Source organism: Bradyrhizobium sp. BR13661 (genome assembly GCF_029892425.1).
Taxonomy (GTDB): Bacteria; Pseudomonadota; Alphaproteobacteria; order Rhizobiales; family Xanthobacteraceae; genus Bradyrhizobium.
In genome coordinates, this window is record NZ_JARXWB010000038.1 from 35,048 (window position 1) to 51,333 (window position 16,286).

A 16,286-nucleotide genomic window follows, 5' to 3' on the forward strand; every position below is an offset into this window, starting at 1 on the left:
TCCGCTCGCGTTCTCAATCAGCACTCCAATATCCGTCGAATTCGATAGCCTGATGAAAAGGATGAGCCGCTAACGCGCGCTAGCAAATCCTGCATTCTCGAAAGCTTTGCACCGTCTCATGCGTTGACTGAATACGCGCGAGAACGGACGTAGAGAATTGAACTGCAGAAGATTTCAAAAAAAGTTTGCGTGCGCCAGAGCGCGTTTACTTGAAAAGAAGAGAGTAGTGATCAACTTCAAAAGGACAGCGAAAATAGATGTCTTCTTGATTCGTCGAACAAACCTACGCCCAACCACCCACCACCAACGAACCACCCACACCCACCGACACCGGAGCGACAACTGAAGTGCCAGAGGACAAGAAGCCGAAGGCAGCGCACCCCTTAGGAAACAAGATCCCAGACCATATCGCTGGACTGTTCGTCGAACCAATCCCGGTCAAGGGCGGAGAGCCAAGTGATTATTGGAATTTGGTTGCCGCGATAATCGATGAGCACCAGCCGCAGAGTTCGTTCGACTGGTTTGCGGTCATCGATCTTGTCGCAAAACTATGGGAGGAGCGTTTTTATCGGCTCGCCAGCAACGCCACAATGCGCGCGGGCCAGAGGCGCGCCGTGGAGGAGTTCTTGACTGAAATCCGCTCTGGCGAAGATCGGCTGAAGTATTCGGGCAAAAAGCCAAATCACCGAAAGCCCTCGCTTGTCTTGCCGTGAGGTCGTTGAAGGAGCTCTGGTCCTGTAAGGCTGGCGTCAGCAATTGCGCCCAAATTCCTATAGCTTTTATATTCTGTGACCCGCTTGCCTGGCTTAACCTCGCGAGACTATCGGGGGGAGATGATGTCTTCAGATTTGGCTGAGCTACTTTTCGTCGGCGCGTTTGCGTGCGGCGTCTTCTTTGGTTATGGGCTGCGCTATTTCCAGTCACGCGTGCTGCGACGCCGTTTGGAGGTCGCGACAATGTTGCTCCACGCACACGGTGTTTTTCCTGACTGAGGAATCGGTTGCGCGATGACTGAAGAGCGTTCTCTCGAAACCATTCTTCAGGCGCTTCGGCGGCGGTTCGCCGGAAGTGAGGCGCCGGAGCAATGCGAGGCGCCGGGAAGTCCAGCGACGGCGCCCGCGACCGAGCCATCGTCAGGGGCTTCCAAGGAAGAGCCGGACGAGCGTTAATCAAGTGAAGCGCCGCCGATGCGAAGCCTCGCCTCCGGTGCTTTGACGAGCAGATTAATGCAGCGCAAATCATCATCGCGCCGGTGACCGAAGCCCAGGCGCGCGACGCCTAACCGGGATTTCGGCAAGGGAAGCGGCCGCCCCGTCACCATCCGAAACCTCTCCGAGGAGGCTCATCGAGCCCTGAAAGTCAGTGCGGCGCAGCACAATCGCAGCGCGGAAGCGGAAATGCGCGCCATTCTGAAGGGGGCCGTGCGCCCGGAGGGCCGGCTGCGGCTCGGCAGCGCCCTTTCGGAGATGAGCCGGAAGATCGGCCTGAGCAATGCCGATGTCGAGGCACTTGAAAATGGCCGCGACGTGCGTGCCGCTGCGCCGATGCGCTTCGAATGATCCTGCTCGATACCAAAGTGGTCTCCGAGGCCATGAAGCCCGCGCCGCATCCATCGGTCCGCGACTGGCTCGACGCCCAGGCTGCCGAGACGGTGTTTCTCTCCAGCGTTACCATCGCCGAGCTCTTGTTCGGCGTCGGCGCGCTGCCGCGCGGCAAGCGCAAGGACAGGTTGGCAGCTGCGCTCGATGGCGTGCTGGACCTGTTCTCAGCCCGCATCCTGCCCTTCGATACCGCCGCGGCACGGCGCTCTGCAGATATCACCGCCAAGGCGCGTGCGGCCGACAAAGGCTTCCCCACGCCCGATGGCTACATCGCTGCGATCGTCGCCGCGCATGGGTTCGCTGTGGCATCTCGCGACATGCGTGCGTTCAACGCTGCCGGTCTGACGATCATCGATCCCTGGGCCGTGACGGCTTAATTCTTCCGCCTGAGCCGCGATGTTCAGGCTAGTTGTCAATCAAATTCGAACCGGGATCCGCGACAGGAGCAGCGCCAGCTCAGACTGCCGCGACGTCGCAGTCTTGCTGAAGATTGATTTAAGCCGGCTACGCAGCGTTTCCTTGGATACGCCGCTCCAGGCTGCAATCTCGACCAGTGTTTTACCCAAAGCGATGTCGGTGGCGAGCTTGGCTTCGGCGGGGCTAAAACCGAACGCCTGTTGCAAGACGGCAATGTTCGGGCGGGGCGCTTCCGCGTTGAGATCCACGACAGAGATCACGGCGGCGACCATGTGAAGCAGGTCGCGCGCGCTGCCGACAACCGGAATGATGGTCGCAATCAGGGGGCGCGTCGAGTTTCGCTTTGGCAGCACGATCGGCTTGCAGGGCTCCGACAGATCCATCTCTCGCCGGGTGGCAGATCCGACCGCTTGTCCGAGCCTCTGGTTGGAGTCCGGATGCCACGACGCCATGCGGCCATCCTTGATGGAGAGCGCGCCCCGGACAACTTGTTCGAAGCTGGGGCTCGCATGCATGACCGTGCCGTCATATCCAAGCAGGGCGACCGGCTGCCCATTGAGGGCGAGCGCATCCGCCAACCTCTGCGAGGCGACCAGCCCAAATTGCATCATCAGGTGGCCGACATTCTGCACCCGGCCGGCGAGGGCGTTGATGTCCTCGATCTCCTCGCGACCAGAGGGCTCATGGTCCGCACGGCGAAAGATGGACGTCGATGGCTTGGACGCCCCCTCCGTTGCGAGGAGGGCGCCTGCGAACGACGACAAGCCTGCGCGGATGAGGATTCCTGACGAGAACGATCGCGCCGAAGTTCGTCCGGCGTACAGCAGTCCCCTTGCAGTGCAGCGCGATCGACGACCGAGACAAATTCCGCGGGACGTACCGCACTCACTGCCAACCTCCTCCCGAATGAACAAATGCAGTATCGATCGGGAAAATTGAGCAGGACAGCGACGACGAGGCAATCCGTATAAAGGAGGGGTTCTCAAAAATCTTTGGATTCGCTGCTCCGCAGCACAGAGCCGGTGCGCGAAGGAGATCGCCAGAAACCTTACCGGTTAAAACTAACCGGGAAATTTTTTGCAAAACTGACCCGTTCGGGTGGAGTGTTGCAGTTCGTTTCGGCGATAGCTTTTCGAGAATTTATTTTGATCCAGCCCGTTCGGCTCAATGAAGAGCCGCGACGCCGCCGCCCGGCGGCCACTCGCGGCCAATATTTTTTCAGGGGGAGGCCAATATGTCTAACGACGGCATCATTTCGATTATTGGAAACACCAATACCACGGTCGTGGATGGCAACAACAGCCTCATTGTCGCAGGCAATGGCAACGACAACCTGACCGCGGGATCCTCCAGCATCGTGGCGGCGGGCAACGGCAACGACACCATCACCGCCGGCGCGAACAGCGCCATCGCTGCCGGCAACGGCAACGACAAGCTGACCGCCGGATCCGGCAGCATCGTTATCGCAGGCAACGGCAACGACACCGTTACAGTGGGCGCGAACAGCGCCATCGTCGTGGGAAACGGCAATGACACGCTGACCGCCGGTGCAAACAGCGTTCTAGTCGCCGGCAACGGCAACGACACGATTAACCTGGGCGCGAACGATACCGTCACGGTCGGCAACGGCAAGGATACGTTCGTGCTGCCCGGCTACGGGCAGGTGACGCTCTCTGCGCCGCAAAGCCTTTCGGTGCGCGAGGACGGTACGATTGCGCTGACGATCGCGGCCGTCACCTCAGGATTCGGATGGGGCCAGGAAGAGATCTTCGGTTTCAACACGTCGAATGACAAGATTCAACTGAGCAGTGCCCAGTTTGCCAGTTTCGCAGCCGTCATGGCGGACGCCAAGCAGATTGGGTGCAATACGGTCATCACCGCCGACCCCGCCGACAGCATCGTTCTGAACAACGTCAAGCTTTCTAGCCTCTCGGCCAAGGACTTTGCCTTCACGTCCGCGCCGGCGCTCCTCTACACGATCTCCGGAATCCCTGCGGACGCGACGCTGACGGACACGGCCGGGGCAATCCAGGTCGTCAACGGCACGGCGACCTTGACCCAGGCCCAGCTTGCCGGCTTGACGCTGAAGGCGGGCGAGGTGACCGCGACCAATCTCGTCGTCACCGCAACCGATCCTGCGACCGGCAACTCGGTCTCGAAGATCGTGGCGCTGTCCGTCACTCCGGTCGCGCCCACGCTTCATACGCCGGCGACGCTGAACGTGGTATCCGGCAGCTCTGTCGCCCTTGGCATCACCGAGACGCCGTTCGACCTGCGCGACACCGTGTCGGTCACCATCAGCGGCGTTCCCACGGATGCCAGTCTTTCGGCGGGTACGAAGAATTCCGACGGCAGCTGGACGCTCACGCCGGCGCAACTGACGAACCTGACACTCAAGGCCGGCGCTCCGGCCACGGTCAGCCTCACCGTGACGGCAACCAATATGCTGGGCCAGACCGCGTCCTCGCCGGCGGCACACATCCAGCTGACGATCGCATCGCCGCTCTCCGTCACCTTCGACAAGGTGACCTTCACCGATACTGGCGTCCAGGGCGATCATCTGACCGATAACAGCACCGTCACGCTGTCGGGTACGGTGACCGACGCGATCTCTGTCTCGAAGGTCAACGTCTACAATGCCGGTTCGCTGATCGGGTCGGCAACGATCAACCCCGACCATACCTGGACGCTGACCACCGCGCTTGCGGACGGCAATTACAACCAGCTTTCCGTCACCGCGACAGATATTGCGGGCACCAAGGCGAGCGCCAGCACCAGCCAATACGTACTTGTCGACACGACCGCTCCGACGGTGAACTCACAGTCCGAGTCGAATCCGGGACTCACTCAATCCACCACGGAGATCATCACTGTCAATGCCAGCGACGCCAACGGCGTTCAGTCCGTTGCGATCTACAACGACGTCACGCACCAGCCGGTCGGCGATGCCGTGCTCAGCAACGGCGTCTGGACCTACACGGCTTCAGGACTAGCCGACGGTACGTACAAGTACTACGCGGTCGTCACCGATAAAGCCGGCAATCAGACCACGACGGCCGATCTCACCACCGTGACCGTCGACACCACCCGCCCGACGGTGATCTCCCAGTCGGAGTCCGTCTCGGGTCCGACGCAGCTCACGACCGATATCATCAAGGTCAATGCCACCGATCTGAACGGCGTTGCGTCGGTGGCGATCTACGACCATGCCACGAACCAGAAGATCGGCGACGCCTCCTTGGGCAGCGACGGCGCCTGGGCCTATACGGCCTCTAATCTCACGGGCGGTGCCCACACGTTCTACGCTGTTGTCACGGACAAAGCCGGCAATTCCGCCACGACTTCAGACCTCGCAACGGTGACGGTCGACAATACGCCTCCTGTCATCAGCTTCGGCCAGGTCAAGCTGGACAATCCGGATTCGACGGGAACGATGTCGAACGACGGCGGCGCGACGCTGTCGGGCACGGTCTCGGACAATATCGCCGTGGCCCAGGTCCAGGTGTTCAACGGAACGACGTTGCTCGGGACGGCCACTGTTGCAAACGGCACATGGACTCTCCACACGACCCTCAATGTGGGTTCGTATGACAAGTTGCACGCGACTGCGACCGATACCGCGGGCAACAGCGCGGATATCGCCAGCCATAGCGTCGTGACCATCACCCAGGTCGCGGGCCTTGCCACCGATGGCTACATCGCGGGTGCGACCGTATTCGCCGACACCAACGGCAACGGCAAGCTCGACAACGGGGAGGCGTCCGGCATGACCGATGCTGGCGGCCATTTCGTGCTGTCGGGTGGCACGACGTCCGGCTCTCTCGTTCTGATCGGCGGCACCGACACTGCAACCGGGCAGCAATTCACGGGCGTGCTCACCGCGCCCACAGGATCGACACAGGTCACCGCGCTCACGACGCTCGTGCAGTCGGTCGCCATCGCCAATGGCGGTAACGTTGCTGCGGCCTCGCAGGCCGTTGCTGCTGCGCTTGGTATCGACCCGACCATCGACATCACCAAGACTGACATTTTGACGAATGCCTACACTGGCGATGCGCAGCCCTTTGTGGCCGCCGCCAAGGTACTCAATACGGTTTCCATGGTGGCGTCCGCCGTCGCAGGCACCGGTGCGTCAACATTTACATCCGCGGCAACAGGCGCATTTTCGGCGCTGGCCGCCCAGATCGTGTCGACCGGCGGTCTCGACCTCACCAGCTCGAGCGTCGTCAATGCCGTGGTCACGAGCACACTGACGAGCGCCGGTGCCACGCTGAACGGCACGCAGACCAGTGATATTACAAGCGTCGTCACCTCCGTGAACACAGCGACCGATCAGGCCGTGCAGGCGTCGGCCGGTGGCTCGACCGCGGCGCTTCTTGCCAATGTCAGCGCGACCTCGATCGTTGCGCAGGGCAGCGCATCTGCCGATCTGAAAACCGGTACGCAGAGCGGCAATCTCTCGAGCGCTGTCGCTAGCAACACGAGCACAGCTCTCTCAAACGCCGTTCAGAGCGCCGCCAGCCAGGTGTCGACCGCAAGTCTGGCGCCTGCAGCGCCAAACTTCGTCAGCCTGACGCCGACGGACGCTTCGCCGACCGCCGCGAGTGCGGTCCATTACCTGCTGACCTTCTCCAATTCAGTTCAGGGTGTGAACGCGAGCGACTTCACGCTTGCCACCAACGGGCTTAGTGGGGCGAGCATCACTGGTGTCTCGGCCGTGGCGGGCAGCGCTGGCGCGCAATATCTGGTCCAGATTAACCCGGGTTCCGGCAACGGCACCCTGTCGCTCAGTTTCGCCGGCACTACCGTCCAGGATCTGACGGGGGTAGCGCTGCAAGATCAGAGCTCGCACGCGGCTACCAGCTATACGATCGATCATTCCGCCGGCGAGCAGGCCGCGCTGGCGTTGGCAGTCACCAACACGCAGGTCAACGCCGCAGGGTCGGCGCTGATGAACTTCACGATCAGCGGACTTCAGCCGACCGATACGGGCGTGGTCACCTTTACCGACGGTCAGAACTCGGTCTCTGTCAACGTGAACGGCGGGCAGAGCACCTACACTGCGAATCTCAGCGCACTGAGCGACGGGCCAATCTCGTCCCAGCTTGCCGTTAATACCAATGCCGCCGGCCACTCGTTTACGCCGGTCGCCGGTTCCAGCGCGGTGACGCTGACCGGCTTCAGCACGCCGCCCTCGAGCGGCATCAGCGTCGTTCAGAACGCCACTGGCGACATCGCAATCGTCTCGGCGATTTCAGTGACCAATCAGTCGGGCATCGGGCTGCTCGCCCAGGAAACCGCAAGTGGCGTCGGCAACATCGTCGTCAACACGACTGGCAGCGTGACTGGCACGGGCAGCGGATCTGTCGGTCTTGAAGCGCAGAACGTTGATTCGTCCAACGGCGGCAACGTGTCGGTCACGGCGACCGGCGGCGTCACCGCCAACCAGCACGCCATCGTCGCCTCGACCGCGGGCAGCGGCAATGTGTCGGTCGAAGCGGGCGGCGCGATTGCCTCGACGGTGCAGTTCGGCATCCGTGCCGCGGCGTCCGGAACCGGCAACGTGTCCGTCCTCACCGATGCCGGCAGCACGATCAATTCGGGCGGCGCGGGCATCAGCGCCATCAATTTCGACACAGTGCTTGCGGCGAGCGCCAACAGCACGGTGACGGTCACCAACAATGCCGTCATCAACTCCGGCACCACGCTCAATCCCAGCGGTTCGGTACCGCAGGGCATCGCCGCCGGCTTCTATGGTGCGAACGGCACGTCGAACACCGCCATCAACGGCACGGTTCTCGTCAACAACAACGCCAACATCACGGCTGCGGCTGGCTATGGCGTCGACGCCTACAATTGGGGCAACGGCGATGTGACTCTCAACGAAGCGGCGAACACCTCGGTGTCGGGCGCGCAGTACGGTCTTGCCGCCTATGCCCTGAGCAAGGGCTCGGGCAATGTCGCGATCAATGTCGGCGCAAATGTTGCGCTCAGCGCGACCACGTTCTTTGGCATCCAGGCCTTTGTCAACGGTGTCGGCAACATCAATGTTCAAACCGGCGACGGCGATATGATTTACGGAGGCAGCATCGGCATCAACGCCCAGAGCCAGGCGACGTCCGACCCTGCAACAGGCAACATCACCGTGGTGCTGGGCAAGGACACGATCCACTCCGGCACGCTCAATACGCCGGGCGGCTCAACCCCCGGTGCCGTCTCGGTCGGCTACCTGCCGAACGGAACCCAAGCCGCTTCAAACGCGGTGCTCGGCAATGTCATCCTACAGAGCGATGCCCAGATTACCGCCGACAAGAATGCCGGCATCAACGCTTACAATTGGGGCAAGGGCAACGTCACGGTGTCGACCGGGCTCGACTCGACGATCCATTCGGCGGGTAATGGCATCCAGGCCAACGCGCTGAACGGTGGCAATGTCAGTGTGACCAATGGCGGCTCGATCACATCAGGCTCTACCGGCATCACCGCCAATTCGAACATGGGCCTCGGCACCGTTGGCGGCACAGTGACCGTCGTCAACAACGGCACGATCAGCGCCGGCGCCACCGGCATCGGCGTTGGCGGCAACCACGTCGGCGCCATCTCGATCACTAACAACGGCACGGTCACGGCGACCCAGTTTGCCGGAATCGGCATCACGGCGGTCGGCGGCGATGCGACGATCACCAATGCCGGTGCGACGACGGGAACGAACGGCATCTTTGCCGCGACCAACGGTTCGGCCAACGTCTCCATCACCAACCAGGGGACCGCGACCGGCACGACCTATTCTGGCATCGGCGCGAATCTGACAGCCGCCGGCGCAACCGGCTCGATCAGCATCGCCAACTCGGGCACCGTGACGAGCCTTGCCGGCAACAGTCCCGCGATCGGGATCACCGAGAACAAGACCGGCACCGTCACCATCAACAACACCGGCATCATCGGCTCGAACGCATCCGGTCAGGCCCTGTACGAAGGTGGTGGTGACATCGCGCTGACCAACAGCGGCACGATCACCGGCAATATCAATGTCGGCAACGGCACGTTCAACAACCAGGCCAGCGGCGTCTGGGCGGTCGGCACGTGGAGCGGCATCGGCACCGCTTCGACCACCGGCGTGGTCGAGAGCAATACCATCAACAATGCCGGCACCATCAACCTTTCGGCCGTCGCCAACATCAACGGCGCCAACGGCCTCGTCGTGAACAACAGCGGGCACATCGACAACCTCTCCGGAATCAACATGATCAACGGGTCCGTGAACAACACGGGCACGCTCGAGGTCGCTTCCGGCTCGCTCGAGATCGGCGGTGGCCTGAGTGGAGCAGGGGCGGTCCTGGTCGATGCCGGTGCGACACTGGTCCTTGACGGGGCGACCGCGCAGACGGTGACTTTCATGGGCAGCGGGGGCACGCTCGGTCTCAATGCCGCCTCCAGCGGGACCATTGCCGCGATCTCCTCGACCGGCGGCAACTTCACGATCAACGGCTTTGGCTCGGTCGCTACCGCAGTTGGCGACGGCATCGACTTCACGGCGACGGGCGGACTTGCCGGCAACATGGCCGAGATCTTGGTCGCGCCCGGAGGCGCCATCACCGGCGCTGCCAACGGTATCGTCGTGACGCAGAACGGGGCAGGCGATATCACCATTAATGCTTCCGGCGCTGTCACCGGGCAGGCCGGTGACGGCATCGACGCCCAGGACAGCGCTAGTGGCACCGGCAACATCAACGTCACTGCGACCGGCGGGGTGAGTGCCAGCGGCACCACATCAGTCCTGACCGGCAACCCCCTTGTTCAGACAACGCAGGGCTATGCAGCCATCCGTGCGCAGAACCTCGACACGGCTAACAATGGCAACGTGACGGTCGCGACATCGGGCGCGCTCACTGGATCGGAGTTCGGTATCCGGGCGCAGACCAGCGGCAGCGGCAATGTCAGCGTTACCACCGATGTAACGACCGCAATCAATGCGGGTGGCTCAGGCATCAGCGCGGTCAACTTCGATACGTCCATGTTGGCCACGGCGAACAGCATGATCACCGTGACGGCTCACGGCACCATCAACTCCGGATCGATGGTGAACCCCAACGGCTCGACGCCGGCGGGCATCAATGTCTCCTATTATGCCAACCCGGTTGGCACGATCACTCCTGTTCACAACTCGAACGTCAACGGCACCGCCCTCGTCACAAGCGATGCCACGATCAACGCGGCTGGCTACGGCATCCAGGCCAACAATTTTGGCAACGGCAACGTGACAGTGAACGAGACCGGCGGCAGCATTACATCCACCGGTTATGGCATCAACGCCTACAGCCGGGGTATTGGCAGCGTCAGCATCTCGACCTCCTCAGGCGCGAGCATCACGTCGTCAGGCACGGGCATCAATGCGGCCAATCAGGCCGTCTTCGATGCCTCGAACAATGCGACCGTCACCGTCACCAACTATGCGACCATCAGCGCTGGAGCGGTCCCCAATGGCAGCACACTTGCCGGCATTCTAGCCGGTTTCAGCGGCACGTATGGCTTGGTCGCGCCGAGTCCCAATGCCGGCGTGAACGGCACCGTTCTTATCAGCAATTTCGGCAACATCACCTCGACCGCCGGTTACGGCATCGATGCCTACAACTGGGGCAATGGCGATGTCACGGTGAACGACGGCGCCGGGACCACGGTCACCGGCAATCTCATCGGTGTGGGTGCGTTCGGCCTGGACGGTGTCGCTGGACACCCGGGTGGAACTGGGAACATCGCCATCAACGTCGGTGCCAATGCGACGATCACCGGCGGTGCCGGCAACGACGGCATCCAGGCCTATTCTCTGGATAACGGCAATGTCAGCGTCACAACCGCGGATAATCTCACCGTCAACGCCGGTCGGAACGGGATCGGCGCGTTTGATCAATCTTCGACGGTGTCGGCCGGCAGCACCCTGTCCGTCGTTGTAGGCACCGGGAGCATCCATGCCGTCAGCGGCGGCATCAGTGCCGGCTATTCCCCCGGGGCTGGAGGATATTCGCCGGGAGGTACCGCGTTCACGGCGGGGGTGGCCGGAAACGTATCGGTCGTCAGCAATGCGACGATCGTTGCCACGGGAAACAACGCCTTCGGCATCAACGCCTTCAACTGGGGCACCGGCGACGCCACGGTGACAACGGGCGCGGCCTCTAACATCACCGCGACCAACGGCACCGGCAACGCCATCAACGCCAGCACGAATGATGGCGGCAATGTCACCATCAGCAACGCCGGCGTGGCGACCGGGGGCGGGACCGGCATTAACGCGTTCGTCGCCGCCAATGCGGTGCACGCCGGCACCATCTCCGTGACCAACACGGGAACGGCGACCGGAAACAGCTTCTCGGGCATCAACGCCAATGATTCCGCGGGCGGCAACGTCTCGGTCACCAACAGCGGATCGGCGGCCGGCAAGACCGGCATCAACGCCTTCACCAACGCTGCCGGTAACATCAACGTCGACAACAGCGGCCAGGTCACTGCGACCAGCTTCTCCGGCATCAACGCCAATGCGTCGGGCACGGGCAGTGTCACGGTCACGACCGAAGCGCTCTCGTCGATCGGAGCGTCCAGTAGTGGAATCAGTGTCGGAGCCAATGGCGGCAACGTCTCGATCACCAATGCGGGAACCGCTACAGCAACGAGCGGCGCCGGCATCACAGCGACGGCCAACAATGGCGGCAATGTCTCCGTGACCAACAGCGGAACGGTGAGCTCCACCTCCGGCTGGGCGGGCATTGGCGTCGCCGCCAATGGCGGTGGCAACGTGACGATCGGCAATACGGGTTCTGCGACCGGTGGGAGTGGTATCTTTGCCAGTACGACGGGGGCCGGCAGCATCAGCGTCACGAACGATGGAGCCGCGACCGGAGTGACGTTCTCTGGCATCGGGGTCAATCAATCCGCGCCGGGCTCGACCGGATCGCTCACGATCGCCAACAACAGTCATGGAACTGTGGCGGGTACGCTCACAACGGCTGCAATCGCGATCAACGGCAACGCGACCGGAACTGTTGCAATCACCAATTCCGGAACGGTCGGTTCGAATGCAGCCTGGCAAGCGTTGTACGAGAATGGCGGCGACATCACGCTGACCAACAGCGGCACCATCACCGGCAACATCAATGTCGGCAACGGCACGTTCAACAACCAGGCCGGCGGCGTCTGGGCGGTCGGGACCTGGAGCGGCTTCGGCACGGCCTCGACCACGGGCGTCGTTGAAAGCAACACCATCAACAACGCCGGTACGATCAGTTTGTCGGCCGGCGCCAACATCAACGGCGCCAACGGTCTCGTCGTCAACAACAGCGGGCATATCGACAACCTCTCCGGGATCAACGCGATCAACGGGTCCGTGACCAACACGGGCACCATCGAAGTGCACGGGGGGACGCTGAACCTTGCAGATGGGCTCAGTGGCGCCGGCGCGGTCATCATCGACGACGGCGCGACGCTGGAGCGTGCGGGGGCGACGGCCCAAGCGATCACGTTTGCGGGCGGCACGGACACGCTGCAGCTCGACAACGTTCCGGGGCAGGGCTTTACCGGCACCATCACAGGCACGACGTCGTCGAGCGGCAGCTTCGCCGTCAACGGTGCGGGCAGCATCGCGAGCACCATCGGCGATGCGTTCGACTTCACGGCGACGGGCGGTACGGCCGGATCGCCGGCCAATGTGGCATTGACCACGGTTGTGCCAATGACCGGTGCGGCCGCGGGCCTGGTTGCCACCGAAACCGGCACCGGCGATCTCTCGCTCGAGACCTGGGGCGCGGTGACCGGCCAGGCCGGCAACGGCATCCTCGTTCAGGACAGCGCCACCGGCTCCGGCAATCTCGCGGTCAACGTCCATGGCGGCGCCAGTGCAAGCGGCACGACGCTGGCGACGATCAACGGCAACCCGACCACGCAGGGCTTCGCGGCCGTTCGGGTGCAGAACCTGGATTCAGCCAACAACGGCAATATCTCGGTTTCGACATCGGGCACGCTCAACGGTTCGCAGTACGGCATTCGCGTGCAAAGCGCCGGCAGCGGCAATATCACTGTTACGACCGATGCGAGCACCGTCATCAATGCGGGCGGAGCGGGCATCAATGCCGTCAATCTTGATACTGTAATTGCTGCGAGTGCCAACAGCACGATGACGGTCACCAACAATGCCGTCATCAACTCCGGCAGCATGGTCAACCCGAGCGGTTCCGTGCCGCAGAGCGTCGTCGCCGGCTACTTTGGCGCCAACGGCACGGCCAACACCGCGATCAACGGCACGGTCGTCATCAACAACAACGCCAACCTCACGGCCGCGGCCGGCTATGGCGTCGACGGCTACAATTACGGCAACGGCAATGTGACGGTGAACGAGGCCGGCAACACCTCGGTGACCGCGGATCAATACGGGCTGGCAGCTTATGCCAACAGCAAGGGCAGCGGCAGCGTCGCGATCAATGTCGGCGCAAACGTCGCGGTAAATGCCCACACCTTCATCGGCATTCAGGCATCGACCACCGGTGTTGGCGACATCAACATCCAGACCGGCGACGGCGACACGATCTACGGCGGCAGTATCGGCGTCAACGCCCAGAGCCAGGCGACATCAGAGCCTGCCACCGGGAACGTCATGGTGGTGCTCGGCAACGACACCATTCACTCCGGCTCGCACGTCACCGGGAACGGTGGAGCGACACCGGGTGCCGTCTCGGCCGGTTACGCGCCGAACGGTGCGCCATCGTTGGCCAACGCTGTCTCTGGCAACGTCACCGTGCAGAGCAACGCGCAGATAACGGCAGACGCGGGCGTCGGCATCAACGCCTACAATTGGGGCAAGGGCAACGTGACGGTTTCGACCGGCTCTGCGTCCTCGATCACGGCGCCCGGCAACGGGATCCAGGTTAACGCCCTGAACGGCGGCAACGTCAGCATCACCAATGGCGGTTCGATCCATGCCGGAGGAACCGGCATAACTGCCAATGCCAACCTTGGTAGCAGCGCCAGCGGCGGCACGGTTGCCATCACCAACAACGGCGCAATCACCGGCGCCAGCGGCATCTTCGCCGGCGGCAGCCATGTCGGAAACATCTCGATCACCAACAATGGCACGGTGGCCGGCACGACCTCCAACGGCATCAACGTGGGTCAGGCGGCGGGTGGTTCGACGGGATCGACCACCATCACGAACAGCGGCACCGTAACGACCTCGGGTGCGGTCTCCGCAATTGCAGTGACTGAGAACGCAACCGGCACGGTGACGCTCAACAATTCCGGAACCATCGGCTCGTCGGCTGGGGCGGGCGCGCTATTCGAGTCCGGCGGCAGCCAGATCACCATCAACAACAGCGGGACCATCCTCGGCGGCATCAACACCGGGGGCGGGGTCATCGGCGCGACCACCACGATTAACAACAACGCCGGCGGCGTCTGGCAGGTCAGCTTTCTGGATGACGAGGGCGCGATCAACGCGATCGGTGCAGCCTCGGCCATTACGATCGTCGGAGCGAGCAATGGAATGAGCGTCGGCGCTTCGGGCACCGGCAGCTTGAGCCTTTCGGCCGGGGCGGCACTCACGACTGATTTCCTCAACATCGCAAATCAGGTGGGCAGTCACGGAACCGTCGTCGTGACCGGCGCGGGCGCGAACCTAAGTGCCACAGGTTCGAGCCCGAACATCCAGGTCGGCAGCGACGGCACCGCGACCCTGACGATCTCGGATCACGCGACCGTCACGACCACCAACATGACTCTCGCCGTCAACCACGACGCCGGCGTAACCGACACGCTCACCTTGGACAATGCGAGCCTGCATGTCAGCGGGACCCTGACGATCGGCAACAGCGGCGCGGGCACCGCGCTCGTGGAGAATGGAGGCAGCTTGACGGCTGGCACACTGATCCTTGCCGGACTGTCAGGGAGCACCGGGAGCCTCACCGTTGACGGTGCGGGGTCCCTGGTTACGGCTTCCTCCATTTCGATCGGCGGGCCGTCGGCTGTGCTTACGCTGAGCAATGGCGGTGCCATCGATGTCGGATCGAGCGCGACGACGATCGCAAATACCATCCATGTCGGCAGCGATGGATCGCTGGTCGGCGCCGGCGAGATTACGTCCGCCATCGTCAATGACGGCACCATCACTGCGACGGGTGGCACGCTCCAGATCGATCAGCAACTGACCGGCACCGGATCCATCAACATCAATGTCGGCGCCACCCTCCATTTGTTGAATGGTGCGGCGTCCTCAGAGACCATTCAGTTCAACGTGCCGAGCGGTTCGACCGCCTCGCTGGTTGTCGATCACGCCGCGAACCTGCAGGCGTTCATCTCGGGTTTCACCGGCAACGGTCAGGTGAGCGGTTCCGATCAGATCGACCTGAAGGACATCAGCTACAACTCGCTGCATGAGAGCTACGATGCGGTCAACAACGTGCTCAATATCTCCGACGGCACGAACTCGGGTGCGATTCACTTCAACGGAACGTACCAGGAAGCGAACTTTCACTTCATGAGCGACGGCCAGACCGGGACGATCGTCTATGATCCTCCTGTCCCGGGCAACACGACGCCCGGATCGACCAACACCGTCCCGGTCGCCGAGGGTGATGGCTTCAAGTTCACCGCAATTAACGTCTCACCCAGCGTCGTAACGGGGCCCTGGATCGGAGATGCCAGTGATACGGCGAACAAAAGCGCGTCGGTCAGTCAGCTTCTCAACAGTCACGCCGATGCATTCACAACAGCTACGGGACAGGCTCTTGATGTTGTCTTCGCCGACAACAAGCTTTTGCCGGGACATGACTATCATGTGCTCTAGTCGTTCTTCATCAGATGAGCTCTGAACAATACGTCGGTCGGCGCTGACGAAGGATACGCCGACCATCTTCAACGCTGCCGATCTGACGATCATCGATCCCTGGGCCGTGACCAGCTGATGGAGGTCTCGAGAAGCCGCGGAACCGTGACGGGAGAAACCAGGATGAACCGCTCGGCTGGTAAAATCCAATCCCGTTGCATGGTGTACGGATCTTCGCATTCGGGGGCAGTGCAAAGATGTGAGTCCGTTCTTGAAATACGGATCCATACCCTCATCGCATCTTCATTTCCCTGTTCGCAGCCTGTTACGGCCGCGAACAGGAAACTGCTGTCGGCTCCCGCCGACCTCGCCTATCTTACGGACGGCATTCGCCAATTCCAATCACTGCACGTCCATGAGTTGTGCCAGAACTTGTTCCAAGCCTACAATATTCGCAAAATTCCCTG

General features: G+C 62.2%; 5 protein-coding genes. 4 read left to right on the forward strand and 1 reads right to left on the reverse strand.

Features of this window, described 5'->3' with window-relative positions:
* Positions 1–347: 347 nt before the first annotated feature.
* The 3 genes from M2427_RS37090 to M2427_RS37100 all read left to right on the forward strand — a co-directional run bounded on the left by M2427_RS37090 (position 348) and on the right by M2427_RS37100 (position 1,978).
* Entirely contained in the window at positions 348–713 is a 366-nt protein-coding gene (locus M2427_RS37090) for a hypothetical protein (protein ID WP_280711748.1), read from the forward strand.
* 606 nt (positions 714–1,319) lie between these two features.
* Positions 1,320–1,559: a plasmid stabilization protein gene (locus M2427_RS37095; RefSeq protein WP_280711776.1), complete on the forward strand. Its 240-nt coding sequence runs from the start codon at positions 1,320–1,322 to the stop codon at positions 1,557–1,559.
* Positions 1,556–1,978: a type II toxin-antitoxin system VapC family toxin gene (locus M2427_RS37100; RefSeq protein WP_280711749.1), complete on the forward strand. Its 423-nt coding sequence runs from the start codon at positions 1,556–1,558 to the stop codon at positions 1,976–1,978. The genes M2427_RS37095 and M2427_RS37100 overlap by 4 nt, the downstream gene beginning before the upstream one ends.
* Before the next feature lie 39 nt (positions 1,979–2,017).
* On the opposite strand, the gene M2427_RS37105 is transcribed toward M2427_RS37100, so the two are convergent.
* On the reverse strand, positions 2,018–2,596 hold the full coding sequence (locus tag M2427_RS37105) for a helix-turn-helix transcriptional regulator (protein ID WP_280711750.1): 579 nt from the start codon (positions 2,594–2,596) through the stop codon (positions 2,018–2,020).
* Positions 2,597–3,252: 656 nt separating this feature from the next.
* Here M2427_RS37105 and M2427_RS37110 point away from each other — a divergent pair.
* Positions 3,253–15,840, forward strand: coding sequence for an Ig-like domain-containing protein (locus M2427_RS37110; protein WP_280711751.1), 12,588 nt, complete (start codon positions 3,253–3,255; stop codon positions 15,838–15,840).
* Positions 15,841–16,286 lie beyond the last annotated feature (446 nt).

What these genes read in the sequence shown, in the direction of transcription:
- M2427_RS37100 (WP_280711749.1), top strand. Translation starts at nt 1,556, where the DNA reads ATGATCCTGCTCGATACCAAAGTGGTCTCCGAGGCCATGAAGCCCGCG.
- M2427_RS37110 (WP_280711751.1), top strand. Translation starts at nt 3,253, where the DNA reads ATGTCTAACGACGGCATCATTTCGATTATTGGAAACACCAATACCACG.